Source organism: Streptomyces sp. NPDC085866 (assembly GCF_044541035.1).
Taxonomy (GTDB): Bacteria; Actinomycetota; Actinomycetes; order Streptomycetales; family Streptomycetaceae; genus Streptomyces.
This window is the reverse complement of sequence record NZ_JBITSQ010000002.1, coordinates 738,522-763,175: the sequence shown is the minus strand read 5'-3', so window position 1 is coordinate 763,175 and position 24,654 is coordinate 738,522. Positions and strand designations below refer to the sequence as shown.

23 protein-coding genes are annotated in these 24,654 nt (G+C 72.4%); 12 read left to right on the top strand and 11 right to left on the bottom strand.

What is annotated here, in order from left to right:
- Nucleotides 1–62 precede the first annotated feature (62 nt).
- Nucleotides 63–2,312: an FUSC family protein gene (locus ACIF83_RS06765; RefSeq protein ID WP_398138250.1), complete on the top strand. Its 2,250-nt coding sequence runs from the start codon at nucleotides 63–65 to the stop codon at nucleotides 2,310–2,312.
- A gap of 7 nt (nucleotides 2,313–2,319) precedes the next feature.
- Here the strand turns inward: ACIF83_RS06765 and ACIF83_RS06760 are convergent, their stop codons facing one another.
- Nucleotides 2,320–3,138 (bottom strand): SigB/SigF/SigG family RNA polymerase sigma factor, encoded by an 819-nt coding sequence (locus tag ACIF83_RS06760; protein WP_393476653.1) that lies wholly within the window; start codon nucleotides 3,136–3,138, stop codon nucleotides 2,320–2,322.
- A gap of 394 nt (nucleotides 3,139–3,532) precedes the next feature.
- On the opposite strand from ACIF83_RS06760, the gene ACIF83_RS06755 reads away from it, so the two are divergent.
- The gene (locus ACIF83_RS06755; protein WP_386578654.1) at nucleotides 3,533–3,991 is read left to right on the top strand and encodes a cyclic nucleotide-binding domain-containing protein; all 459 of its coding nucleotides are present in this window, start codon (nucleotides 3,533–3,535) and stop codon (nucleotides 3,989–3,991) included.
- Nucleotides 3,992–4,106: 115 nt separating this feature from the next.
- Here ACIF83_RS06755 and ACIF83_RS06750 read toward each other — a convergent pair whose 3' ends face one another.
- Both ACIF83_RS06750 and ACIF83_RS06745 read right to left on the bottom strand, forming a co-directional pair.
- On the bottom strand, nucleotides 4,107–5,411 hold the full coding sequence (locus ACIF83_RS06750) for an MFS transporter (RefSeq protein ID WP_399724016.1): 1,305 nt from the start codon (nucleotides 5,409–5,411) through the stop codon (nucleotides 4,107–4,109).
- A 141-nt stretch (nucleotides 5,412–5,552) separates the two neighbouring features.
- On the bottom strand, nucleotides 5,553–6,167 hold the full coding sequence (locus tag ACIF83_RS06745; protein WP_399724013.1) for a LysE/ArgO family amino acid transporter: 615 nt from the start codon (nucleotides 6,165–6,167) through the stop codon (nucleotides 5,553–5,555).
- A 66-nt stretch (nucleotides 6,168–6,233) separates the two neighbouring features.
- Here ACIF83_RS06745 and ACIF83_RS06740 point away from each other — a divergent pair, with 66 nt between their 5' ends.
- Nucleotides 6,234–7,118 (top strand): LysR family transcriptional regulator ArgP, encoded by an 885-nt coding sequence (locus ACIF83_RS06740; protein ID WP_399724011.1) that lies wholly within the window; start codon nucleotides 6,234–6,236, stop codon nucleotides 7,116–7,118.
- A 9-nt stretch (nucleotides 7,119–7,127) separates the two neighbouring features.
- On the opposite strand, the gene ACIF83_RS06735 is transcribed toward ACIF83_RS06740, so the two are convergent.
- Nucleotides 7,128–7,835: a TetR/AcrR family transcriptional regulator gene (locus tag ACIF83_RS06735; RefSeq protein WP_393476664.1), complete on the bottom strand. Its 708-nt coding sequence runs from the start codon at nucleotides 7,833–7,835 to the stop codon at nucleotides 7,128–7,130.
- 124 nt (nucleotides 7,836–7,959) lie between these two features.
- Here ACIF83_RS06735 and ACIF83_RS06730 point away from each other — a divergent pair, with 124 nt between their 5' ends.
- Both ACIF83_RS06730 and ACIF83_RS06725 read left to right on the top strand, forming a co-directional pair.
- A complete protein-coding gene (locus ACIF83_RS06730) occupies nucleotides 7,960–9,180 on the top strand; it encodes a saccharopine dehydrogenase family protein (protein ID WP_398138247.1) in 1,221 nt (406 codons plus the stop codon).
- A gap of 100 nt (nucleotides 9,181–9,280) precedes the next feature.
- The gene (locus tag ACIF83_RS06725) at nucleotides 9,281–9,529 is read left to right on the top strand and encodes a WhiB family transcriptional regulator (protein ID WP_393476669.1); all 249 of its coding nucleotides are present in this window, start codon (nucleotides 9,281–9,283) and stop codon (nucleotides 9,527–9,529) included.
- A gap of 20 nt (nucleotides 9,530–9,549) precedes the next feature.
- Here ACIF83_RS06725 and ACIF83_RS06720 read toward each other — a convergent pair whose 3' ends face one another.
- Genes ACIF83_RS06720 through ACIF83_RS06705 form a run of 4 tightly spaced genes read right to left on the bottom strand, consistent with a single transcriptional unit; the run spans nucleotide 9,550 to nucleotide 14,337 of the window.
- Nucleotides 9,550–11,385, bottom strand: a complete 1,836-nt coding sequence (locus ACIF83_RS06720; RefSeq protein ID WP_399724007.1) for a sensor histidine kinase — start codon at nucleotides 11,383–11,385, stop codon at nucleotides 9,550–9,552.
- Nucleotides 11,382–12,086, bottom strand: a complete 705-nt coding sequence (locus ACIF83_RS06715; RefSeq protein WP_399724004.1) for a response regulator transcription factor — start codon at nucleotides 12,084–12,086, stop codon at nucleotides 11,382–11,384. The genes ACIF83_RS06720 and ACIF83_RS06715 overlap by 4 nt, the downstream gene beginning before the upstream one ends.
- 20 nt (nucleotides 12,087–12,106) lie before the next feature.
- A complete protein-coding gene (locus tag ACIF83_RS06710) occupies nucleotides 12,107–12,853 on the bottom strand; it encodes a L,D-transpeptidase family protein (protein ID WP_399724001.1) in 747 nt (248 codons plus the stop codon).
- A 56-nt stretch (nucleotides 12,854–12,909) separates the two neighbouring features.
- Nucleotides 12,910–14,337 carry a M1 family metallopeptidase gene (locus tag ACIF83_RS06705; RefSeq protein WP_398138245.1) on the bottom strand — a complete coding sequence of 476 codons (1,428 nt, stop codon included), beginning with the start codon at nucleotides 14,335–14,337 and terminating at the stop codon, nucleotides 12,910–12,912.
- A gap of 164 nt (nucleotides 14,338–14,501) precedes the next feature.
- Between ACIF83_RS06705 and ACIF83_RS06700 the strand changes: the two genes are divergently transcribed.
- Nucleotides 14,502–14,852, top strand: coding sequence for a DUF488 domain-containing protein (locus tag ACIF83_RS06700; protein WP_393476683.1), 351 nt, complete (start codon nucleotides 14,502–14,504; stop codon nucleotides 14,850–14,852).
- A gap of 2 nt (nucleotides 14,853–14,854) precedes the next feature.
- Here the strand turns inward: ACIF83_RS06700 and ACIF83_RS06695 are convergent, their stop codons facing one another.
- Nucleotides 14,855–16,528 carry an FAD-binding dehydrogenase gene (locus ACIF83_RS06695; protein WP_393476686.1) on the bottom strand — a complete coding sequence of 558 codons (1,674 nt, stop codon included), beginning with the start codon at nucleotides 16,526–16,528 and terminating at the stop codon, nucleotides 14,855–14,857.
- 55 nt (nucleotides 16,529–16,583) lie between these two features.
- Nucleotides 16,584–17,210, bottom strand: coding sequence for a TetR/AcrR family transcriptional regulator (locus tag ACIF83_RS06690; protein ID WP_399723996.1), 627 nt, complete (start codon nucleotides 17,208–17,210; stop codon nucleotides 16,584–16,586).
- Nucleotides 17,211–17,323: 113 nt separating this feature from the next.
- Here ACIF83_RS06690 and ACIF83_RS06685 point away from each other — a divergent pair, with 113 nt between their 5' ends.
- The 3 genes from ACIF83_RS06685 to ACIF83_RS06675 all read left to right on the top strand — a co-directional run bounded on the left by ACIF83_RS06685 (nucleotide 17,324) and on the right by ACIF83_RS06675 (nucleotide 20,058).
- Nucleotides 17,324–17,953 carry an alpha-ketoglutarate-dependent dioxygenase AlkB family protein gene (locus tag ACIF83_RS06685; RefSeq protein WP_393476691.1) on the top strand — a complete coding sequence of 210 codons (630 nt, stop codon included), beginning with the start codon at nucleotides 17,324–17,326 and terminating at the stop codon, nucleotides 17,951–17,953.
- 91 nt (nucleotides 17,954–18,044) lie between these two features.
- The gene (locus tag ACIF83_RS06680; RefSeq protein ID WP_399723993.1) at nucleotides 18,045–18,791 is read left to right on the top strand and encodes an MBL fold metallo-hydrolase; all 747 of its coding nucleotides are present in this window, start codon (nucleotides 18,045–18,047) and stop codon (nucleotides 18,789–18,791) included.
- A gap of 31 nt (nucleotides 18,792–18,822) precedes the next feature.
- Complete coding sequence (locus ACIF83_RS06675) at nucleotides 18,823–20,058, top strand: DUF4032 domain-containing protein (protein WP_399723991.1); 1,236 nt, start codon at nucleotides 18,823–18,825, stop codon at nucleotides 20,056–20,058.
- Between the two features lie 27 nt (nucleotides 20,059–20,085).
- On the opposite strand, the gene ACIF83_RS06670 is transcribed toward ACIF83_RS06675, so the two are convergent.
- On the bottom strand, nucleotides 20,086–20,952 hold the full coding sequence (locus ACIF83_RS06670; protein ID WP_398138243.1) for a universal stress protein: 867 nt from the start codon (nucleotides 20,950–20,952) through the stop codon (nucleotides 20,086–20,088).
- 199 nt (nucleotides 20,953–21,151) lie between these two features.
- Here ACIF83_RS06670 and ACIF83_RS06665 point away from each other — a divergent pair, with 199 nt between their 5' ends.
- The 3 genes from ACIF83_RS06665 to ACIF83_RS06655 are packed head-to-tail and all read left to right on the top strand — an operon-like array spanning nucleotide 21,152 to nucleotide 24,653.
- Nucleotides 21,152–22,828 carry an FAD-dependent oxidoreductase gene (locus ACIF83_RS06665; RefSeq protein ID WP_398138242.1) on the top strand — a complete coding sequence of 559 codons (1,677 nt, stop codon included), beginning with the start codon at nucleotides 21,152–21,154 and terminating at the stop codon, nucleotides 22,826–22,828.
- Nucleotides 22,825–24,306, top strand: a complete 1,482-nt coding sequence (locus ACIF83_RS06660) for an ATP-binding protein (RefSeq protein WP_399723986.1) — start codon at nucleotides 22,825–22,827, stop codon at nucleotides 24,304–24,306. Before ACIF83_RS06665 ends, ACIF83_RS06660 begins: the two co-directional genes overlap by 4 nt.
- Entirely contained in the window at nucleotides 24,303–24,653 is a 351-nt protein-coding gene (locus ACIF83_RS06655) for a UBP-type zinc finger domain-containing protein (protein ID WP_393476706.1), read from the top strand. Before ACIF83_RS06660 ends, ACIF83_RS06655 begins: the two co-directional genes overlap by 4 nt.
- Nucleotide 24,654 lies beyond the last annotated feature (1 nt).

Here is a 24,654-nt window from a genome sequence, read left to right as displayed (position 1 = left end):
CCGGGTCGCCGTGCCATGCTGGGACGGAGATCAAGTTCTGGCACGGGAGAGAGCGCGGCGGCGTGAGGGCAGCGGTTCGGTCGGGGTGGGCACGGACGTGGGACCGGCTCGCGGCGTCCGATCCCGGGCTGCTGCGGCTCACCGCGGGTCTGCGCACGGTGGCCGCCATCGTCCTCACCCTTGCCGTGCTGGCCCTGCTGCGGGTCCCGGTCCCGCAGCTCGTCGCGGGTGCCATGGCGTCGATGGTCGCGACGTTCGCCCTCCGCGAGAAGCAGCGCTCCCAGCAGGCCGTCACCCTCGCGCTGGGCCTGCCGGTGGCGCTCGCCTCGGTGTCGCTGGGCGCGCTGTTGAACCAACGGGTCGTCGTGGGCGACGTGTTCTTCGTCGCCCTCATCTTCTGTGCCGTCTACGGCCGCAGGTTCGGCGACCGCGGCACGGCGCTGGGCCTCATCGGCTTCCAGATCTACTTCCTCTCGCTGTTCGTGCACGCGACCACGTCCACGCTGCCCGCCCTGTACGGCGTGATCACCGTGGCGTTCGTGTGCAGCGCCGCCGCCCGCTTCGTCCTGCTGCCCCAGACCCCGGCGGGCACCCTCGACCGGTTGCGCCGGGCTTTCCGGGCCCGGCTCGGGCAGCTGATCGCGGCCCAGATCGAGCTGCTGGACGCCGGTCCCGACGAGGTCGAGAAGGTGCTGGCGCACCTGCGCACCAGCACCGCCCGGCTGCACGAGACGGCGCTGATGATCCAGGGCCGGCTGGAGGGCGGCACCTCCGACGAGGCGACGGCACGGTTGCTGCAGCGCCGTATCGCCGACGCCGAGATCGCCGCCGAGCGGCTCGGTCTGCTGCTGCTCACCGCGCGCAGTGCCGAACGGACGGACACGCTCACCCTGCATCTGCCCGGCGCGCCCCTCCCGACCGGCGGCGAGCTGCCGATGCGGGACGAGGCCACGGCCGTGCTGCGCCGGGACCTGGAGGCGCTGCGCCTGCTGGTGCTGCGGCCGGTCGGCGAGGCCTCGGGGACGGCGCTGGCGCAGGTGCGCAACCGGCTGCTCGGCTACCGCGAGGAGGAGAACCTGCCCAAGGCGTCCCCGGCGGTGCAGGACGTCTTCCGGGGTCTCGGCGAGGCCGCGCGGGCCGTCCTCGGGCTGCGGATCGCCCTGGACGGGCCGCAGGACGAGTCCGACGACACACCGGCGACGGCCCGGTCCCGCGAGGAGCTGGACGCCGAGGACGCCGCCATCGAGAGCGGCGAGGAGGCCGAGCCCGAGAAGCCGGAGCCGACCGGGCTCGGGCGGCCCACCACCCGGGCCGCCGTGCAGGTGGCCGTCGGTTCGGCCCTCGCCATCGCGGGCGGTGAGCTGCTGTCCAGCCAGCGCTGGTACTGGGCGGTGCTGACCTGCTGGATCGTTTTCCTGAACACCGCGTCCACCGGCGAGATCCTGGTGAAGGGCTACCGGCGGCTGGTCGGCACGGTACTCGGCGTGGTGGCCGGCATCGGGCTCGCGGGGCTGGTCGGACACCACACCTGGACGGCGTTCGCGCTGGTGCTGGTGTGCATCTTCGCGATGTTCTTCACCGCGCCGCTGTCCTACACGCTGATGTCGTTCTTCGTGACGGCGATGCTGGGGCTGCTGTACACGTTGCTGAGCACCTACAGCGTGTCGGTGCTGGTGCTGCGCGTGGAGGAGACGGCGCTGGGCGCGGCCTGCGGGATGATCGCGGCGGCGGTGGTGCTGCCGGTCCACACCGACCGGCGCACCAACGACCTGCTCGTCGACGTCCTCGACAAGCTGGCGGACGTCACCCGGGCCGCCATGGACCAGCTGAGCGGCGCGCCGCCGGCCGACCTGGTGGACCGGGCCCGCGACCTGGACCAGGCGCTGGCCGACCTGCACGCCGCCACCCAGCCGCTCACCCACCCGATCGCCCCGCAGCGCGGCCGCCGGGACACCGCTCGGTACGTGGTGGCCCTGCTGGAGACCTGCGCCTACCACGCGCGTTCGCTCGCGGCCACGGCCGAGCTGCTGCCGACGCACCCGTCGATCGCGGCGGATCCCCGGCTGCGCGGAGCCGGCCGGCGGATCGTGCACAACATCGAGGCGATCGCCGCACACGTCGCCGACCCCCGCTCGGCGGCGGGCATCGAGACCGGCCCCAGCATCGCGTCGATGCTGGAACCGGGCACCCTGCGCACCCCGCGCTACGGCCGGGTGACCGACCGGGTGCTGCGGCATCTGCAGCGCCTGGACGAGGCGGTGTCGGGTCTGGCCCGGCCGCTGGGCATCGCGCGGGAGCGGTCCGAGAAGTGACGGCCGGTCACCCGGCGGTCCGGCCGCACTGCCGCTGTCCCAGCGCCACGGCACGCACGCGGGCGCAGCTGCGGCTGATGAGCCGGGAGACGTGCATCTGGGAGATGCCTAGCCGGTCGGCGATGTGGCTCTGCGTCATGTCCTCGAAGAAGCGCATGTAAAGGATGGCCCGCTCCCGCTCGGGCAGCCGGCGCAGCCCCTCCTTGGCGGCCTCTCGGTCGACGACGACGTCGTACGAGGAGTCCGTGGCACCCAGGGTGTCGGCCAGGCTGTGGCCGTCGTCGCCGGCGGCCGGCTCGGCGTCCAGGGAGAGGGCGCTGAAGCTCTCCAGCGCCTCCACGCCCTCGGTGACCTGGTCCTCGGTGAGGCCGGTGTGCGCGGCGATGTCGGCGGCGGTGGGTTCGGGTGCGCCGGGGCGCTGGGTGAGTTCGCGGCGGGCCAGGCGCACCCGGTTGCGCAGCTCCTGTACCCGGCGGGGCACCCGCACGGCCCACATCCGGTCCCGGAAGTGCCGCTTCACCTCGCCGGTGACGGTCGGGACGGCATAGCTCTCGAAGGCTCCCCGGGAGGGGTCGTACCGGTCGATGGCCTTGACCAGGCCGAGCGCGGCCACCTGGCGCAGATCCTCGGTGGACTCCCCGCGGTCGCGGAACCGGCCGGCGATCCGGTGGGCCATGGGCAGCCACTCGGTCGCCAGTTCGTCGCGTACGGCGTCCCGCTCGGGGCCGTCGTCCAGTTCCACGAGCCGCGCGAAGAGGGCCGCGGTGTCGGGGGCGTCGTCATGGGACCGCCGCACCGGGGCGACGGAGGAAGTGTCGGTCAGCATGCGGCATCGCTCCTGAAGGGTTGTTTCAGGGCGTGGACGGAAACAGGTTGCGCCTGCCCGTCCGCCCCGGCGGCAAACACGGGTTGCCGGCCCTTCGGCCACCGGTGTGTCGTCCGGAGTGAAACGAGTCACGTGACCCGTTCTCGATTGGGCGGATTCCGGCAAGATGGTTTACCGTTCATCCATAAGTGGTGACGGAGTCGACCGGAACCGTCCTCCCTTGCCACCGCATACGGCCCTGGCTGGTCTCCCCCGTCCAGCCAGGGCTTTTTCATTCCTCCGCGGCACATCGCCGACAGAAACCCGCTTCCTTCGAGGTGCCCCGGACGGCGGCAGCGGCTGAAATGGGCTTGGGGAAACCACCCGAACCGCTGCCGGCGAGGAGTCCCGCGCCATGACCAAAGCGATAAAACTGCTGACCGCCCTCCCGCAGGCCCAGCGCGAGCGGCTGATGGAGCTGGCCAAGGAGGTGTCCTTCCCGGAGGACACCCGCATCTTCGAGGCGGGCGGCACCGCCGACCGCTTCTGGGTGGTCCGCTCCGGCGCGGTCCACCTGGACCAGCAGGTCACCTCCCGGCAGCGGGTCACCGTGGCCACGCTCGGCGCGGGCGACATGCTCGGCTGGTCCTGGCTGTTCCCGCCGTACGAGTGGGACTTCGGCGCCGTCGCCTTCAGCAACGTCCGGGCCTACGAGTTCGACGGACCCTCGGTGCTCGCGCTCTGCGTGGAGGACCCGCTGCTCGGACTTTCGCTGGTGCGCACGGTCGCCGAGGTCCTCGCCCACCGCCTGGAGACGACCCGCGGCAAGCTGATGGAGCAGTACACGATCCGGCGGCGCAGCGGCCCGCTCTGAGCTCCGCCGGAAGTACCGCGATGTGCCGTGGATCCGCTGCGGCGCCGCCGTGGCTGGTCGCGCCCACACGGCGGAGCCGCACATCGACGCAGCCCCGCGCCCCTTACGGGACGCTTCAGATCCGGTAGCGCCGCAGCGCCGGGACCGCCGCCGCGAGCCCCAGCATGACCACCACCACCAGCGCACCGCCGCCCGCCACGGCCGCCCTGGGGCCGAACGCCGAGCCCGCGGTGCCGTGCAGCACGTCGGCCAGGCGCGGACCGCCCGCGACGACCACGGTGAACACCCCCTGCATTCGGCCGCGCATCTCGTCGGTCGCGGCGGAGAGCAGGATCGCCCCGCGGAACACCATGGAGACCATGTCGGCGACCCCGGCCGCGGCGAGGAAGGTCACGGCCAGCCAGAGGTTGGTGCTCAGCCCGAACCCGGCGACGGCCACGCCCCAGCCGACGACCGCGCCGATGACCATCCAGCCGTGCCGCCGTGCCCGCGAGAAGACGCCGGAGAACAGGCCGCCGAGCACCGCGCCGACCGGGATCCCGGCGAACAGCACACCGAGCGCCAGCCCTTCGCCGTAGGAGCCGTACGTCTGCGCGGCCAGCTGCGGGAACAGGGCGCGGGGCATGCCGAAGACCATGGCCACGATGTCGGCCAGGAAGGAGAGCAGCAGCACCTTGTGCCCGGAGATGTAGCGGAACCCCGCCGTGATCTCGCGCATCCCGGCCCGACGGGCCGGCCCGTCGCCCAGCGGGGGCAGTGCGGGCAGCCGGAACACCGCCCACACGGTGACGCACAGCGCCAGCGCGTCGATCAGGTACAGCTCGGGCAGCCCGATGACCGGTATCAGCGCACCGGCCAGCAGCGGACCCGCGACGAGGCCGGTCTGCATCACGGTCGAGCCGAGCGCGCCCGCCGCCGCCAGCTGCTCGGCCGGGACGAGGCGGGCGACGGAGGCGGTGCGGGCCGGGGAGTTGAGGCCGAAGAACGCCTGCTGCACGGCGAGCAGCAGCATGAGGACCACGACGGAGTCCAGGCCGGTGACGGCCTGCGTCCAGAACAGCACCGAGGTCACGGCGATCCCGCTGTTGGTGACCAGCAGCAGCTTGCGCCGGTCCATCGTGTCGGCGACCGCCCCGCCCCACAGCGCGAACACCACCATGGGCACCAGACCGGCGAGACTGGCGTAGCCGACCCAGGCCGAGGAGTGGGTGATGTCGTAGATCTGCTTGGGTACGGCGACCGCGGTCAGCTGGCTGCCGACGGCCGTGACGATGGTCGACGACCACAGCCGCCGGTAGGCGGGGATGCGCAGCGGCCGGGTGTCCATCGCCCAGCGGCGCCAGCTGCGCCGGGGCGGGGCCTGGGCGGCCGGGCTGTCGGTCTCGGTGTCGGGTTCGGTGCTGCTCTCGCTCGTGTCCACGGGCATCCTGGTTGCTCGATACATCTTTCGATTTCGAGCCTCACTATGGCAGCAACTTCTGCGCCTGCCGAACCGGTTGTTCCGGGATCCGGTGTCTGTGGAGCGGGCGGCTCAGGATGCGGTGCCTCAGGATCCGGTGCCTCAGGATCCGGCGAGGAGCATGGCGCCCAGCGCGAGCATGGTGACGGCGACCAGGCCGTCCAGGACCCGCCAGGCGGTGGGCCGGGCGAGGAAGCGGCCGAGCAGCCGCGCGCCGAAGCCGAGCGCGGCGAACCAGCAAAGGCTCGCGAGGGCCGCGCCGAGCCCGAAGGTCCAGCGCAGCGGGCCGCGGTCGGCGGCGAGGGACCCGAGCAGGAACACGGTGTCCAGGTAGACGTGCGGGTTGAGCCAGGTCATCGCCAGACAGGTCAGGATCGCGCGCCTGCGTGAGCCCACCGCCTCGCCCTCCGCGCGCAGGCCGGTACCGGGCCTGAGGACACGGCGCGCGGCGAGGGCGCCGTAGCACAGCAGGAAGGCGCCGCCGATGAGCCCGACGGCCCGTACCGCGCCCGGCCAGGCCACCACCACTGCCCCGACCCCGCCGACGCCGAGGGCTATGAGCAGCGCGTCGGACAGGGCGCAGATGCCGACCACGGCGAGGACGGCGTCGCGGCGCACCCCCTGGCGCAGGACGAAGGCGTTCTGGGCGCCGATGGCGACGATCAGGGAGAGGCCGGTGCCGAATCCGGCGGCCGCGGCCGTCAGTGCGTGGTTCATATCGTCGACGTTAGGCAAACGATCACTGCAGGTACAGCTAAAGATTCTTACGTATCCTTAGCAATTGTGATGGAGGAGCTTCCCCTGGAGCAGGTGCGGACGCTGCTCGCCGTGGTGGACGAGGGCACGTTCGACGCGGCGGCCGCGGCCCTGCATGTGACGCCGTCGGCGGTCAGTCAGCGGGTCAAGGCGCTGGAGCAGCGCACCGGCCGGGTGCTGCTCCAGCGCACCAAGCCGGTGCGCCCGACGGAGTCCGGGGCGGTGCTGGTCCGGTTCGCCCGGCAGCTGGCCCGGCTGGAGCGGGACGCACGCGGCGAACTGGGCCTGAGCGGTGCCGGAGAGCCGACGCGGGTGTCGGTCGCGGTGAACGCGGACTCGCTGGCGACCTGGTTCCTGGGGGCGCTCACCCGGGTGGAGGGGCTCTGCTACGAGCTGCACCGGGAGGACGAGGCCCATACGGCGGCGTTGCTGCGCGAGGGCCTGGTGATGGCGGCCGTGACCTCCTCGCCCGACCCGGTGCCGGGCTGCTCGGTCCGCCCGCTCGGCCGGATGCGGTATGTGGCCGCGGCCGCACCCGGGTTCGCCGAGCGGTACCTGGCCGGGCCGCTGCGGGATCTCCTGCCGGAGGCCCCTGTCGTGCTCTTCGACCGCAAGGACGACTTCCAGGACGACTTCGTGCGGCGGCTGGGCGGCACGGGCGCCGGCCGGCTGCGGCACTACGTGCCGTCCTCGGGGGGCTTCGCCGACGCGGTGGCCGCGGGCCTCGGCTGGGGCATGATCCCGGAGCCCGAGGCCCGGCCGCTGCTGGACGAGGGCCGCCTCGTCGTGCTCGCCCCGCGGGAGTGGGTCGACGTCCCGCTGTACTGGCAGCAGTGGAAACTGGACTCCCCCGCGCTGACGGCACTGGCCGAGGCGGTGACGGCGACGGCGGCCGAGGCACTGCGGCGGTGACGGCGGCGGTCAGGGTGCCTGTGGGTCGAGCCGCCCGGCCGCGCTGTCCAGCAGCATCTCCAGGGCCGTCGGGTAGGCGCTGGTGACCATCCGCCGGGCCAGCAGCGGGGCCGCCTCGGCAATGCGGGGGTGGGTGGCGCGGGGCAGCCGGGCGTAGGTCGAGTGCCACTTGTCCTCGTCGGCCCGCTGGGATGCGCTCGGCAGGGCCAGGGACGCGGCGTCGAGCGCGGCGAAGGCCAGCGTCTGGTCGATGAAGGCGTGGTAGACGCGGACCGTCTCCGGCAGGGAGAACCCGGCCGTGCGCAGGACGTCCAGGACCGCCTCGTCGGCGGCCAGTTCCTGGGCGCGCCCGGTGACCCGGCTGGCGGTCAGCAGCGCCGCCTGCGGGTGCGCGACGTACGCGGCGTGGATGCGCAGCCCGATCGTCCGCAGGTCCGCCCGCCACTGTCCCGTCGGCTCCCAGCCCGCCAGGGCCTGACCGATGAGTGCGTCACCGATGGCCAGGGTCAGGTCGTCCATGCCCCGGAAGTACCGGTACAGCGTGCTGGGGTCGCAGTCCAGGGCGAGACCCAGGCGGCGCGCGGTGAGCCCGGTGCTGCCGTGCTCGCGCAGCAGACGCAGCGCGGTCTCGACGATCAGCGGCTCGGACAGCACGGTGCCGCTGCGGGTCGGACGGCGCCGGCGGCGCTTCTCCTCGGGCACCACGGGCTTGGGCACGGCGGATCCTCCCTGCGCTCCTTATGCCAACGCCATTGACCTTACGCCATGCCGGGGCGTTGGATTCCGGGCAAGGCGCGCCTGCCCCGTTCCGTTACGTCCGTGTCAGGCAGGGAGTTTCGTCATGCGTGTACTGCTCGTGGGAGCCGGCGGTGTGGGTACCGCCATCACCCGGATCGCGGCCCGGCGTCCGTTCCTCGACCTCATGGTGGTCGCCGACTACGACCCCGCCCGGGCCGAGGCGGCGGTCGCGGCCCTCGGCGACGCCGGAGGCCGGTTCCGCGCCGAGCGCGTGGACGCCTCCGACGAGGCCGGAGTGGCCCGACTGCTCGCCCGCCACGGCTGCGACGTCCTGCTCAACGCCACCGACCCGCGCTTCGTCATGCCCCTGTTCCGTGCGGCACGCGCCGCCGGCGCCGGCTATGTCGACATGGCGATGTCCCTATCCCGTCCGCACTCCGAGCGGCCGTACGAGGAGTGCGGGGTCAAGCTCGGCGACGAGCAGTTCGCGCTGGCCGAGGAGTGGGAGAAGGCGGGCGCGCTCGCCCTGGTCGGCATGGGCGTGGAGCCCGGCCTGTCGGACGTGTTCGCCCGCCACGCGGCCGACGAACTCTTCGACACCATCGAGGAGATCGGCATCCGCGACGGCGCGAACCTCACCGTCGACGGCCACGACTTCGCGCCCTCCTTCAGTATCTGGACCACCATCGAGGAGTGTCTGAACCCGCCGGTCGTGTACGAGGCCGGGCGCGGCTGGTTCACCACGCCCCCGTTCAGCGAGCCGGAGGTGTTCGACTTCCCGGAGGGCATCGGCCCGGTGGAGTGTGTGAACGTCGAGCACGAGGAGGTGCTGCTGGTGCCGCGCTGGGTCGGTGCGCAGCGCGTCACCTTCAAGTACGGCCTGGGCGGGGAGTTCATCGAGACGCTGAAGACCCTGCACCGGCTGGGACTCGACCGCACCGAGCCGGTGACCGTGCCCGGCCCGGACGGACCGGTCGCCGTCTCACCGCGGGACGTGGTCGCCGCGTGCCTGCCCGATCCGGCGACGCTGGGCGACCGGATGCGCGGCAAGACGTGCGCGGGCACCTGGGTGCGCGGCACGAAGGACGGGGCGCCGCGCGAGGTGTACCTGTACCACGTCGTCGACAACGAGTGGTCCATGACGGAGTACGGCTGTCAGGCGGTGGTGTGGCAGACGGCGGTCAATCCGGTCGTCGCCCTCGAACTCCTCGCCACCGGCGCCTGGTCGGGCACCGGAGTCCTCGGCCCGGAGGCTTTCCCGGCGCGCCCGTTCCTCGACCTGCTGACCGACTACGGCTCCCCGTGGGGCGTCCGGGAACAGTGACGCGGCCGGAATCCGCTGTTTCACCACGCATCGACAGGTGACCCGAAGGCGAGTACGCATCTTCCAGGGGCAGGTACGACCTCGATCGCAGGTGACGTTGATGGACGACTGGCGAGACCGCGCCGCATGCCGCCGCGAGGAACCCGACCTCTTCTTCCCGATCGGCACCACGGGACCGGCGCTGGTGCAGACACAGCGGGCGAAGGCGGTGTGCGGGCGCTGCGGCGTCCGCGAGGAGTGCCTGCGCTGGGCACTGAACACCGGACAGGCCGCGGGCGTCTGGGGAGGCATGACGGAGACGGAACGCCGCGCCCGGGCCCGGCGCATGGGGGCACGGCGGCCGCGCTGAGGAGGCGTCCCGTGGTCGGATCACGGGGCGTCCACCGGTGCCGGAGCGGCCGGCAGCCGCAGGGTGAACACGGCGCCCGCGTCCGGCTCGCTCGCCGCCTGCGCCGTACCGCCGTGGGCCGCGACCAGGTGGCGGACGATCGGCAGGCCGAGGCCGCTGCCGCCGGTGCGGCGGCTGCGGGACTTCTCGGCGCGCCAGAACCGGTCGAAGACGTGCGGCAGGTCCTCGGGATCGATGCCCGAGCCGGTGTCGGTGACGGTCAGGAGGACCGACTCGCCGTCGATGCGGGCAGCCAGGGTGACCGTGCCGTCGGCGGGGGTGTGCCGCAGCGCGTTGGAGACCAGGTTCCCGAGCGCCTGCCGCATGCGCACGGGGTCCGCGTCCAGCCAGGCGGCGTCCTCGGTCTCGGTGCGCAGGGCGACCCCGGCGGCGTCGGCGGCGACCCGGTGGGCGGCGGCGACCTGGTCCAGCAGCTCGCCTGCGTGCAGCGGCTCGCGGTGCAGGCGCAGGGTGCCGGCGTCGGCGGCCGCGAGATCCTGCAGGTCGTCGATGATCCGCTGGAGCACCAGCGACTCCTCGTGCAGGGAGGCGAGCAGAGCCGGGTCCGGGTCGACGACGCCGTCGCGGACGACCTCCAGCCAGCCTCGGATGTTGGTGAGCGGGCTGCGCAGTTCGTGGGCGATGTCGCTGACCATCGCCTTGCGCTGGGCCTCCAGGCGTTCGCGTCGCTCGGTCAGGTCGTTGAACGCCTCGGCGAGGATGCCGGTCTCGTCCCGGGTGGTCACCGGCACCCGCACATGCAGTTCGGGCGGCTGCTGCGCGGCCGCGGTCAGTGCGCGCAGGGGTCGTACGAGCCGTACGGCGACGACGGCGGTCACGGCGACGGTCACGGCGAGGACCAGCCCGGCCGCGCCGACCACCTTGGCCTTGTTGCCCGTGGACATGTCGAAGCGGGAGGGGTTCTGGTCCCCGATGCCCAGGAACAGCTCGGCGACCGGGGCGACATACGGCTCCAGCTGGATGCGGCGGGCGCTCAGCACGCAGTTCTGCGACGCCTGTACGGCGGCCTTGCTGTCGGCCACCCGGGGGCTCTTGGACACCAGGAAGCCGCCGCCGAAGGGGTTCTTCGCGCTGGGGTCGAAGGTGAGGAACAGCCGGCCGCCGATGTCCAGTCCCGCCCGTTTCAGGCAGGGCCGGGCCAGCGCCGTGAGGTCGGTCAGGGCCTGCTCCTCCGTCGGCGTGGGGGTGTTCAGCTGCCCGTCCGCGCACTGCTGCGAGGCGTAGGAGATGTCGGTGCCCTCCGGGGTGCTGACCACGGGACGGCCGCTCGGGGTCCGGACGACCGTGCCGTCGACGCCGAATTCCTCGTAGCACTGCCTGCGCTTGGCGGCCAGCGCGTCCAGCCGGACCCGCTCCTTGGCCGTGACCCGGTACGGCCCCACCACCCGGGGGTCGATGCCGCTGAGCTGGCTCCCGCTGTCGGTGTAGGTGTCGGTGCGCAGGGGGTCGACGGTGGCGGCGGGCCGGGGCGGCAGCGGGGTGCCGCGTGGCGCGGAGTCGGCGACCAGGGTGCCGTCCGCGTTCGTCAGGGCGATGCGCCGGCCGGTCGTGCGGGCCAGGTCACGGACCGTGCGCTGGACGCCCGGCCAGTCCGGGTGTGCGGCGGCGTACCCGCTGAGCTGGGCGAGGATGCTGTTGTCGGCGGCGAGGTCCTGGCCCTGTTCCTCCTTCAGGGCGCTGGTGGTGGTCGTCACCGCGAGCCAGGCGGTGGCCGCCACCGAGCAGACGGCGATGAGGGCCGAGACGAACAGCAGCCGGACGAGCAGCCGTTTGCGCAGCGGTACCCGGCGCTTCACGGCCGGCCGCCGGCCAGCTTGTAGCCGACGCCGAACACCGTCACCAGGCGGACCGGCCGCCGCGGGTCGGCCTCGATCTTCCGGCGCAGGTTCATGATGTGCACGTCGACGGCCCGCTCGGTGGAGGCCCGGTCGAAGCCGCGCGTGCACTGCAGCAACTGCCGCCGGGAGAACACCCGGTCCGGCTCCCCCGCCATGGTCAGCAGGATCTGGAACTCGGCCGGCGTACACTCCACCGGCTTGCCGTCGCAGCGCACCTCGTGCCGTACGGGGTCCACGCCGATCCCCCCGGCCCGTACGACCGGATCGTCGTCCCGGACGCTCCCGACGCGCCCGCTGCGCCGCAGGACGGTACGGATCCGGGCCATCAGCTCGCGTGGGCTGTACGGCTTGGTCATGTAGTCGTCGGCGCCGAGCTCCAGCCCGAGCAGCACGTCGTCCTCGGCAGCGCGGGCGGTGAGCATCACCACGGGGATGTCCGGGTCCTCGCCGCCGCGCAGCACCCGGCACACCCCGAAGCCGTCGATCACCGGGAGCATCAGGTCGAGCACGACCAGGTCGGGTCTCAGGCGCCGGGCCGCGTCCAGCGCGGCGGCGCCGTCGTGCACCACCGTGGCGGTGTGCCCCTCGGCCAGGAGGGAGCGGCGGATCAGTTCGGCCTGCTTCTCGTCGTCCTCGGCGACCAGCACATGTGCGCACACGAGTTCGGATCCTAGGCCGCTCAGAGGGCGAGCCAGTCGGCGTAGCCCATGACGACCACCGGATGCCGCTCCGGATCGAGGGTGCGCAGGAGGTCCTTCATGTGGGACTTGGCGACGCTGACGCAGCCGTGGGTGGGGCCGCCGTGGTCGACGTGGAACCAGACTCCGCCGCCCCGGCCCGGGCCCAGGGGGCGGGTCCAGTCCAGGGGCGAGGTGCCCGGCCTGCGGTTGTAGTCGATGGCCACGACGTAGTCGAAGGACCCGGCGAGGGGTTCGCCCTCGAAGCCGGTGCCGGGCGAGACGAACCCTCTGGAGTGGTGGTACGGAAGCCTGCTGCCCGGGTCGGCCAGCAGGCCGCCGGCGTCGCTGAGGGTGAAGACGCCGACCGGGGAGCGCAGGTCTCCGGCCGTGTGGTGGGCGCTCCAGCCGCGCAGCGCGTTGTGGGCGGGCCACTCGGTGCCCGGCTGCCAGCCGGTGGCGGTGCGCTCGTGCAGCACGACCGTGGACAGCGGGGAGTTCCTGCCGCGCCCGGTGACGACGACGGCCTGCCGGGAGCGGTCCGGTATCGCGGCGTGGATCTTCGGGCCGAGGCCGGCTATCCGCCGGGGTGCCGACTCCACCACGGACTCGGGGGTGGGCGTGGGGGTGGCCGTCGGCGCCGGACGGGCGGCGGGGGTGCGACGCTCGGTCGCCTCGGCTCCGCCGCCGCAGCCGGTGAGCAGCAGCGGGGAGACGAGAAGAGCGACGGCGGCTCTGCGATCGATCATGGGTCGACCCTGGCCGACACATGTTTGGAACCCGTCAGGTTCCGGCAGCGGAGCCTCTAGGCCTTGCTCGGCTTGCCCTTCGTGTAGAGCCAGGTGTGGAAGAGACCGTCCAGGTCCTTGCCGGACACCCGCTCGGAGAGCTTCACGAACTGGGCCGTCGTACCGTGCCCGGCCCGGTGCTCGGTCGCCCAGGCGCGCAGGATGCGGAAGAAGTCCTGGTCACCGACCGCCTTGCGCAACTCGTGCAGGGCCATCGCTCCGCGGGCGTAGACGGGCGTGTCGAACAGGTTCTTGCCGCTGCCCGGGTCGCCGGGCGGGAAGGCCCACAGGCCGTCGTTCGCCGAGCGGGCGTACAGCGCGTCGAAGGTCTTCTGGGCGCTGTCGCCGCCGTGCTGCTCGCTGTAGAGCCACTCGGCGTAGGTCGCGAAGCCCTCGTTGAGCCAGATGTCCTTCCAGGCGGTCAGCGAGACGGAGTCGCCGAACCACTGGTGGGCGCTCTCGTGGACGAGGGTGCTCAGGTCGGGCGCCGAGTCGTAGACGGGCCGGCTCTGGGTCTCCAGGGCGTAGCCGACGTCGGGTGCGTGGTCGACGATGGAGCCGGCCGCGCGGAACGGGTACGGCCCGAACAGCTTGCTCTCCCACTCCAGCACGGAGGGCAGCTTCTTCAGCACCGGCGCGGCCGTGCGCGCCTCCCGGGCGTCGACGGCGTTGTAGACCTGGATGCCGTCGTGGGTGGTGTACTGCTCGACCTTGAACTTGCCGACCGTGGCGGTGGCCAGGTACGCGGCCATGGGCTCGGCCTGGTGCCAGCGGAACGTGGTGCGGCCGTTCGCGGTGTGCTGCCCGCGCAGGACGCCGTTGGCGACGGCGGTGCGCCCCTTCGGGACCGTGATCGTGAAGTCGTACGACGACTTGTCCTTGGGGTGGTTGTTCCCCGGGAACCAGGTCATCGCGCCCTGCGGCTCGCCCGCGACGAACGCCCCGTCGTCGGTGCGGATCCAGCCGTCCGCGGAGCCGTCCGGGTCGGTGACCGCCTTGGGGGTGCCGTGGTAGGTGACGGTGACCCGGAACTCCTGGTCCTTGCGCAGCGTGTGGTGCGGCGTGACGACGAGTTCCTGGCCGTTGCGGCGGAAGCCGGCGGCGGTGCGGTCGACGGTGACGCCGGTGACCTTCAGGCCCTTGAGGTCCAGGTCGAAGCGGGTCAGTTGCTGGGTGGCGCGGACGGTGAGGACCGCCTTGCCGTCCAGCTGCCGGGAGGTGGTGTCGTAGCGGAGCGTCAGGTCGTAGTGCTTGACGTGGTAGCCGCCGTTGCCGCTGAGCGGGAAGTAGGGGTCACCGGCGCCCGAGGCGCCGATGGTGCCGGCCGACGCGGGCCCGGCAGCACCGAGCAGTGCCGCCACGGCGACGGGGACGGTGGCGAGGACCGCCTCACGGCGGAGGACAGCGGTGCGTCGTGGTGAGGTCTGTCTGTGCGCTGCCGTCATGGGCGCTCCTTTGGGGGTGACGATGATCATTCGTCCACAGACTAGGGCCGCGACTGTCTCCGTTTCCCCCTCATTCAGGTCAAGTCACGCCGCGTTGCCGCCCGGTGTCACGGGGCGGACGAAGTACGCTCGCAGAGCCGTCCGCGACCGAGGGGAGCCAGACCGTGAGCGTACGGGTGCGCCGGATCTACGAGTCGCCGGAGCCCGAAGACGGCCTGCGGGTGCTGGTGGACCGGCTGTGGCCGCGCGGCCTCGCCAAGGAGGCGGCGCAGGTCGACGAGTGGCCCAAGGGGCTCACGCCGTCGACGGAGCTGCGCCGCTGGTACCACGCGGGCGAGGCTTCGTACGAGGAGTTCCGCGGCCGCTACGAGGCGGAGCTGGGCGCCCCTGAGGCCGCCGAACTCCTCGACGGCCTCAGGAAGTCGGCCCGCAAGGGGCCGGTGACGCTGCTCACGGCGTCCAAGACGCCGGAGCAGAGCCATGCCACGGTGCTGGCGGACCTGCTGAAAGGCTGACGTCAGCCCGTCTGCTTCGCCGCCGCCCGGCCCGCCGCGCGGCCCGAGAACAGGCAGCCGCCGAGGAAGGTGCCCTCCAGAGCGTTGTAGCCGTGGACGCCTCCGCCGCCGAAACCGGCCACCTCGCCCGCCGCGTACAGGCCGCCGACTGGCGTGCCGTCGGAGCCGAGGGCGCGGGAGTCGAGGTCGGTCTGGATGCCGCCGAGGGTCTTGCGGGTCAGGACGTGCAGCCGGACGCCGATCAGGGGGCCCGCTGCCGGGTCGAGGATGCGGTGCGGGGCGGCGACCCGCCCGAGGCGGTCGCCGATGTAGCGGCGGGCGTTGTGGATGCCCTGGACCTGGGAGTCCTTGCTGTAGCGATTGGCGATCTGCAGGTCTCGGGCCTCGATCTGGCGGCGTATCTCGGCCGCGTCCAGCAGGGGCTTGTCCGTGAGGCCGTTCATCTTCTCGACCAGCCGCTCCAGGGTGTCCGCGGTGACGAAGTCCGCGCCCTTGTCGAGGAAGGCCTGGACGGGTGCGGGGGCGCCCTTGCCGAGCAGCCGGTCGCGCAGCACGGCCCCTCGGTCCTTGGCGGTGATGTCGGGGTTCTGTTCCGAGCCGGAGAGCGCGAACTCCTTCTCGATGATCTTCCGGGTGAGGACGAACCAGGAGTGGTCGTACCCGGCGATGTCCTCGGTGGTGCGCAGGTACTTCAGGGTGCTGAGGGTGTCGTAGCCGGGCAGGCAGGGGTCGGGCAGCCGGCGGCCGAGGGCGTCGAGCCAGATGGAGGACGGTCCGGGCAGGATGCGGATGCCGTGGCCGGGCCAGATGGGGTTCCAGTTCTGGAGGCCCTCGGTGTAGTGCCACATGCGGTCCCGGTTGACCAGGCGCACGCCCGCCTCGGCGCTGATGTCGAGCATCCGGCCGTCGACGTAGGCGGGGACGCCGGTGACCATCTCGGCGGGGGGTGTGCCGAGCCGCTCGGGCCAGTAGCGGCGGACGATGTCGTGGTCGGCGCCGATGCCGCCGGTGGTGACGATCACGGCTTGGGCGGTGAGTTCGAAGTCGCCGACGCGGTCGCGGTTGGAGGCCACGCCGCGCGGCGCGGTGTCGTCGGCCAGAACCGTGCCGCGCACCCCGCGGGCCGCGCCGTCCTCGACGACGAGTGCATCGACCTGGTGGCGGTGGTAGAAGGTGAGCAGCCCGTCCCGGGCGGCCTGCCGGGCGTACCGGACGAAGGGTTCGACCACGCCGGTACCGGTGCCCCAGGCGATGTGGAAGCGGGGTACGGAGTTGCCGTGCCCGTCGGCTCGCAGGTCGCCGCGCTCGGCCCAGCCGACGGTCGGCAGCAGTGTGATGCCGTGCCCCTCCAGCCAGGACCGCTTCTCGCCGGCCGCGAACTCGACGTAGGCGCGGGCCCAGCGCACCCCCCAGGAGTCCTCGTCCTCCAGGCGGTCGAACCGGGCGCTGCCCCGCCAGTCGTTCCAGGCGAGGTCGAAGGAGTCCTTGATGCCGAGGCGCCGCTGCTCGGGCGAGTCGACGAGGAAGAGCCCGCCGAAGGACCAGAACGCCTGGCCGCCGAGGTTGGCGGCGTTCTCCTGGTCGACCAGGGCGACGCGCCGGCCCCGGCTGGTGAGTTCGTGCGCCGCGACCAGGCCGGCGAGGCCCGCTCCGACGACGATGACGTCCGCGTCCATGGCGTCCGTTCCTTCCTTCCGCTTGCGTCTGCTTGCGTCTACTTCCGTCTGCGGCTCATGCCGTGGTGCCGCTGCCGTCGGTCAGCAGGGCGGTGAGCAGCTGCTTGAGCCAGCTGCGGGCCGCGTCGACGTTCCTGTCCAGCAGCAGCTGGGTGGTGACGCCGTCGTAGGCCGCGACCACCGCGCGGGCGGCGCCGTCGGCATCACCGAGCACGGCGGGCAGTTCGGTGTGGCCGCGGGCCCGGAAGAGCCGGTCGGCAATGGCCTCCCGGAGCCGGGTGCGGTGGTCGAGGAGGGCGTGTGCGACGGCCGGGTCGCGGGCCGCGTGCACCAGGAAGTCGGTCTTCACCAGCAGCCAGTCCACGTCGAGCAGCAGGACCTCGGTGACCCGGTCCACGGAGGCGGGCACGTCGAGGTCGGGCCCGTCCTGGCCGAGGGCGTCGGCCACCTGGGCGGCGATGAGGTCGGCGCGCTCCCGGTAGAGGGCGAAGAACAGCTCGTCCAGGGTGGCGAAGTTCGAGTAGAAGGCGCCCCGGCTGTAGCCGGCGGCCTCGCAGACCTCCTCGATGGAGACGCGGCCGAAACCCTTGGCGGCGAACACCGCGAAGGCGGCGTCGAGCAGGTTGGCTCGTGTCCGCGCCCGCCGTTTGGTGACCCGCCGGACCGTGTCCTGCGCCGTCATCGCCGAGACCTCCGTCGCCCTCCGTTCGATACGGGAATGTATCCGATACATCGCTGTATCGAAAGGTCCTCCATAATGGGAACGTATTTTCGATTCAGGAGTACGCTGGATCCATGTCCACGCAACTGCAGGGCTCCCTGTTCGACCAGACCGACGAGCTGCGGCTCGGCCCGCTCGACGGGCTGCACCGGACCGAGCTGGGCCGGGGCGCCTGGATCGACGTGCTGCCGGGCTGGCTGAGCGGTGCCGACGCCCTGTTCGAACAGCTGGCGGCCGAGGTCCCGTGGCGGGCGGAGCGCCGCAAGATGTACGACAACGTGGTGGCCGTACCGCGTCTGCTCGCCTTCTACGCGGCGCAGGATCCGCTGCCGCACCCCGTCCTGGACGAGGCCCGCGCGGCCCTGTCCGCGCACTACGCCGAGGAGCTGGGCGAGCCGTTCACCACCGCCGGGCTGTGCTTCTACCGCGACGGCCGGGACAGTGTGGCCTGGCACGGCGACCGGATCGGGCGGGGTGCCCGGCAGGACACGATGGTCGCGATCCTCTCCGTCGGCGCGCCCCGGGACCTGCTGCTGCGGCCGGCGGGAGGCGGCGGCACAACGGTCCGGCGGCCGCTCGGGCACGGAGACCTCATCGTGATGGGCGGCTCCTGCCAGCGCACCTGGGAGCACTGCGTCCCCAAGACCGCCCGCGCGACGGGACCGCGCATCAGCATCCAGTTCCGGCCGCACGGCGTACAGTGACCGGCCCGTGACGGCCGCCCTCTTGCGCAGGACGGTGCGCCATCTGGTTGGCTGTCCCCGACGACCGGTCGTTCTGGGCCTCGGGGAGATCATGCAGGCAGACGTACGCCAAGTCGCCGACGGCACCTACCTGGTGCACGGCCACAACACCAACTGGGTGATCCTCAAGGACGGCGACGCCGTCACGCTGGTGGACACCGGGTACCCCGGGGACCGGCAGGGCGTCCTCGAATCCCTCGCCGTGGTGGGCAGTTCGCCCGAAGCGGTCGCCGCCGTACTGATCACCCACGCCCACAACGACCACGTGGGCTCCGCCGAGTACCTGCGCAGCGCCTACGGCACCCCGGTCTACCTGCACCCGGCGGAAGTCCCGCACGCGCGCCGGGAGTTCCTCCAGCAGGCCACGATCGGCGACGTCGTGCGCAACGCCTGGCGGCCGGGTGTGGTGCCGTGGGCGGTGCACGTGATCCGGGTGGGCGGGATCGAGCACAACCCGGTCACCGCGCCCGAGCCGTTCCCGGCCGAGGGCGCGCTCGACCTGCCGGGCCGGCCCGTCCCCGTGCACACCCCCGGCCACACGGACGGCCACTGCGTCTACCACCTGCCCGACGCCGGCATCGTCATCTCCGGCGACGCCCTGGCCACCGGCCACGCGACCTCGCGGCTCAAGGGCCCCCAGATGCTGCACGACTTCTTCCACCACGAGCGCTCCCGGGCCGTGGCCTCGCTGGAGCTGATCGGGGCGCTCGACGGCGACACCCTGCTGCCCGGGCACGGCCCGGTCCACCGGGGCTCCGTGCGGGCCGCCGCCGAACAGGCCGGGGAACGCGCCTCCTGAGGATGCCGGACGGGGCCTTAGGGTTCGTCCCATGGCCTTGCAGATCAGCGCCACGAACCCGGAGCACCCCGCGCTCCTGCTCGAACTCCCCTGGGACGTGCCCCTGGAGGAGTGGCCCGAGGAGTACCTCGTGCCGCTCCCCCGGGGCATCTCCCGGCACGTCGTGCGCTACGCGCACGCCGGCGACGAGGTGATCGCGGTCAAGGAGCTGGCCGAGCGGCCCGCCCTGCGCGAGTACGAGCTGCTGCGCGACCTGGACCGGCTGGGCATCCCCGCCGTCGACCCCCTCGCGGTGATCACCGGCCGCACGGACCGCGCGGGCGCCCCGCTGGAGCCGGTGCTGGTGACCCGGCATCTGCGCGGCTCGCTGCCGTACCGCTCGATGTTCGAGACGACCATGCGCCCGGCGACCATGCACCGCCTGATGGACGCCCTCGCCGTGCTGCTGGTACGGCTGCACCTGGCCGGGTTCGCCTGGGGCGACTGCTCGCTGTCCAACACGCTGTTCCGCCGGGACGCGGGCGCCTACGCCGCGTACCTGGTGGACGCCGAGACGGGCGACCTGCACCCCCGGCTCAGCCCCGGGCAGCGGGAGTACGACCTCGACCTGGCCCGGGTGAACATCAGCGGCGAGCTGCTGGACCTGGAGGCGTCGGGCGCGCTGCACCCGTCCGTCGACCCCGTCGAGTTCGGCCACGAGATCTGCACCCGCTACGGCGGCCTGTGGCAGGAGCTGACCCGCACCTCGGTGTACCCGGCGGGCAAGTACCACTACATAGAGCGCCGGATACGCCGCCTGAACGACCTCGGCTTCGACGTGGCCGAGATGCAGATCGAGCACTCCTCGAACGGCGACACGGTCACCTTCGTGCCCAAGGTCGTCGACGCCGGCCACCACCAGCGCCAGCTGCTGCGCCTGACCGGCCTCGACACCGAGGAGAACCAGGCCCGGCGGCTGCTCAACGACCTGGAGAGCTGGATGGCCACCCAGGACGACTACGCACCCGGCGACCCCCTTGCCGCGCGCCCGGAAGTGCTCGCCCACCGCTGGGTACGGGACGTGTTCCGGCCCACTGTCCGCGCCGTCCCGCTGGAGCTGCGCGGCACCATGGACCCGGCCGAGATCTACCACGAGCTGCTCGAACACCGCTGGTACCTGTCCGAGCAGGCGCAGCACGACATAGGCCTCGACACCGCGGTCGAGGACTACATCGCGAACGTCCTGCCGAAGGCCCGCGCGACGCTGGAGCCGACGACCCCGGACTAGATCACGCGCACCGGGTCCTGTGCCGGGTCACTCGTGCGGGACCACCGCGACCGGGCACTCGGCGTGGTGCAGCACGCCGTGGGCGACCGAGCCGATCCGGGCGCCCACGGCCGTGCGGTGCGCCCGCCGGCCGACGACCATCAGCTGGGCCCCGCCGGCCACCGAGAGCAGCACCTGCCCCGCGCTGCCCATCTCGATGTGCTCGGCCACGGGCACCTGCGGGAAGCGCTCGCGCCACGGCTGGAGCGCCTCGCTCAGGGCCTTGCGCTCGTACGGTTCGAGCCCGCCGACGTCGTCCAGGAGCTTCAGCGAACCGGGGCTGTAGGCGAAGACCGGCGGCATCGTCCAGGCCCGGACGGCCCGGACGGTGGCGCCGCGGGCGGCCGCCGTCTCGAACGCGAACCGCAGCGCGGCCGCGCTGTCCTGCGGACCTCCCTGCTGGCCGACGACGACGTCGCGTCCGGCCGCCTCCGCCGCCGGCTCGTTCCCGGCGCGCACCAGGACCACGGGCCGGTTCGTCTCGGCGATCACCTGCTGGCCGACGGAGCCCAGCAGGAACCCGACCACCGTGCCGTGCCCGCGCGAGCCGAGCACCAGCATCTCGGCCTCCGCAGCGGCGGAGACCAGCGCCTCGACGGCCCCGTCCTCGACCACGTCGACGCTCGTCCGAAGCTCCGGATGCCGGGCGGAGAAGGTACGCACGGCGTCCGACACACTGTCCGACACCCAGCCGTGCTGGGTGTCCCGGTCGGCCGCGTGCAGGCCCTCGTGGAAGCGCCAGGCGTGCACCACGCGCAGGGGCAGCCCCCGGCGTACGGCCTCCCGGCCCGCCCAGTCCAGCGCGGCCAGGCTCTCCTCCGTACCGTCCACCCCTGCCGTGATCGGGCGTGTCATGCGCGGGCCTCCCAGCCTTCCGTGTCCGTGGGGCCAGTCTTCACCACGCCGCGGTCCTGCCGTCGGTGGCTGTCCTACCGGGCCGTATCCCGGAGCGAACCGGGGCGATCGAACATACGATGGGCGGGAACCGGTGCGGTGGACTGCACTCCAGATGGTCCACCGTCCCGTGGAAGCGATCACTCGGGGTGGGAGACGCATGGCACAGGCCGCCGACGCAGCGCGGACCGTCATCCTGACCGTGGACGACGACCCGGGGGTCTCCCGCGCCGTCGCCCGTGACCTCAGGCGGCGCTACGGCGAGTCGTACCGGATCGTGCGCGCCGAGTCGGGAGAGTCCGCCCTGGAGGCGCTGCGGGAGCTGAAGCTGCGCGGCGACCTGGTGGCCGTGATCCTCGCCGACTACCGGATGCCGCAGATGAACGGCATCGAGTTCCTGGAACAGGCGCTGGACGTGTATCCGGGGGCGCGGCGCGTGCTGCTCACGGCGTACGCGGACACCAGCGCGGCGATCGACGCGATCAACGTCGTCGATCTCGATCACTATCTGCTCAAGCCCTGGGACCCGCCGGAGGAGAAGCTCTATCCGGTGCTGGACGACCTGCTGGAGGCGTGGCGTCACAGCGACTACCGGTCCGTGGCCATCACCAAGGTCGTGGGGCACCGGTGGTCGGCGCGGTCGTCGGACGTGCGCGAGTTCCTGGCCCGCAACCAGGTGCCGTACCGCTGGTACTCGGTGGAGGAGCCGGAGGGGCAGCGGCTGCTGGCGGCGGCAGGGCAGGACGGGCAGCGGCTGCCGCTGGTGATCACCCCGGACGGCTCGGTGCTGGTCGAGCCCGAGGCGCCGGAGCTGGCCGCACGGGTGGGCCTGGCGACGACGCCCACGGCCGACTTCTACGACCTCGTGGTCATCGGCGGCGGTCCGGCCGGGCTCGGCGCTGCCGTGTACGGCGCCTCGGAGGGGCTCAGGACCGTGCTGGTGGAGCGGTCGGCGACCGGCGGGCAGGCCGGGCAGAGCTCCCGGATCGAGAACTACCTCGGCTTCCCGGACGGCGTCTCGGGTGCCCAGCTCACCGACCGGGCGCGGCGGCAGGCGGCCAGGTTCGGCGCCGAGATCCTGACCGCGCGCGAGGTGACGGGACTGGAGGTCAACGGCGCGGCCCGGATCGTCCGGTTCGCGGACGGCTCGGCGATCGCGGCGCACAGCATCATCCTGGCGACGGGCGTGCAGTACCGGCAGCTGGAGGCCCGGGGCTGCATCGACCTGACCGGCTGCGGGGTGTTCTACGGCTCCGCGCTGACCGAGGCGGCCGCCTGCCAGGGGCACGACGTGTACATCGTCGGCGGCGCCAACTCGGCGGGCCAGGCGGCGATGTACCTGTCCAGGTTCGCCAAGTCGGTGACGCTGCTGGTGCGCGGACCCGACCTGTCGGCGTCGATGTCGTACTACCTGATCCAGCAGATCAACGAGGCCCCGAACATCTCGGTGCGCAGTCACACGGTGGTCGACGCCGCACACGGCTCGGACCGTCTGGAGCGGCTGACGCTGCGTCATGTGGCGAGCGGTGAGAGCGAACAGGTCGACGCCCAGTGGATGTTCGTGTTCATCGGCGCGGCTCCGCTGACCGACTGGCTGGGCGACACGGTGCTGCGCGACGAGCGCGGTTTCATCCTCGCCGGGCCCGATCTGACCGCCGACGGGCGGCCGCCGGCCGGCTGGGAGCTGGACCGGCCGCCGTACCACCTGGAGACCAGCATTCCCGGCGTGTTCGTGGCGGGCGACGCACGCGCCGAGTCCGCCAAGCGTGTCGCGTCCGCCGTCGGAGAGGGAGCCATGGCCGTGATGCTCGTCCACCGGTATCTGGAGCAGTCATGAGCGGGCAGTTGATGCCGTGCAGCCCGAGGGAGATCGGCTCCCTGTTCCTCTTCGAGAAGCTGACGCCGGAGCAGTTGGGCCGACTGTGCAGCGAGGGCCGGGTGGAGCTGTTCCAGCCGGGCCCGGTGTACACCGAGGGTGACCCCGCCACCTGCTTCTTCGCGATGATCGAGGGCACGGTCGTGCTCTCGCGGCGCGTCGGCGGCGACGACGTGGAGGTCACCCGCACCTCGCAGCGCGGGGTGTACGCGGGCGCCATGCAGGCGTACCTGGGTGACCGGGTGCGGCAGGCGTACAACAACTCGATGCGGGTGACGGAGCCGACGCGGTTCTTCGTACTGCCGGCGGACACCTTCGCGGCCATCATGAGCGAGTGGTTCCCGATGGCCGTGCACCTGCTGGAGGGACTCTTCTTCGGTTCGAAGAACCTCCAGGCCACCGTCGGGCAGCGGGAGCGGCTGCTGGCGCTCGGCTCTCTGTCGGCCGGCCTCACGCACGAGCTGAACAACCCGGCAGCGGCGGCCGTCCGGGCCACGTCGACCCTGCGGGAGCGGGTCGCGAAGATGCGGCACAAGCTCGCGGTCATCGCCGAAGGCCCGTTCTCCCGGGACGCGTTGGCGAGTCTGATCGAGATCCAGGAGCGCACCGCCGAGCGTGTCGCCAAGGCTCCGGCACTCAGCCCGCTGGAGGCCTCCGACCGGGAGGACATGCTCACGGAGTGGCTGGAGGACCACGGCCTCGACTACGGCTGGCAGCTGGCGCCGACCTTCGTGCAGGCCGGGCTCGACATCGACTGGCTGGAGCAGGTCGCCGCGGCCGTGGACGAGGAGATCCTGCCCGGGGCGATCGGCTGGCTCAACTACACCATCGAGACCGAGCTGTTGATGACCGAGATCGAGGACTCCACCACTCGCATCTCGCACCTGGTCGACGCGGCCAAGCAGTACTCGCAGCTGGACCGGGCGCCCTACCGGGTGGTGGACGTGCACGAACTCCTCGACAGCACGCTGCTGATGCTGTCCGGCAAGATCGGCTCGCGCATCCGGGTGGTCAAGGAGTACGACCGTACGCTCCCGCCGGTCCCCGGCTACCCGGCGGAGCTGAACCAGGTGTGGACGAACCTCGTCGACAACGCGGTGTGCGCCATCAACGGCGCGGGCGGGGAAGGCACGTTGACCGTGCGGACCGCGCTGGACAACGAGCGGTTGCTGGTGGAGTTCCGGGACACCGGGCCGGGAGTACCGCCCGAGATCAGGAGCCGTATCTTCGATCCGTTTTTCACGACCAAGCCGGTCGGCGAGGGCACCGGTCTCGGCCTCGACATCTCGTGGCGGATCGTCGTGAACAAGCACCACGGCACCCTGCAGGTCGAGTCGGTGCCCGGCGACACCCGATTCCAGGTGCTGCTGCCGCTGACCGCCGAGGCGCCGGACGGCGAGACGTCCGCCCTGACGACCACCTCCGAGGAGGCAGTATGAGCGACGAGGCCGCGATCGACCCGAGCGTTGCGCCGAGCGGCACCGGGTGCGTGGAGTGCGACGAGGCCGGCGGCTGGTGGTTCCACCTGCGCCGGTGCGCGACCTGCGGGCACATCGGCTGCTGCGACGACTCCCCCGCCAAGCACGCCACCGGCCACTACCGGGAGACCGGGCATCCGGTGATCCGCAGCTTCGAGCCGGGCGAGGGATGGTTCTGGAACTACGCCAAGAACGAGCTGTACGAGTCCGGTCCCGAACTCGCGCCCCCGGTCAGCCATCCGGCCGACCAGCCGACACCCGGACCGGCGGGCCGGGTGCCGGCCGACTGGGCCGAGACGCTGCGCTGAA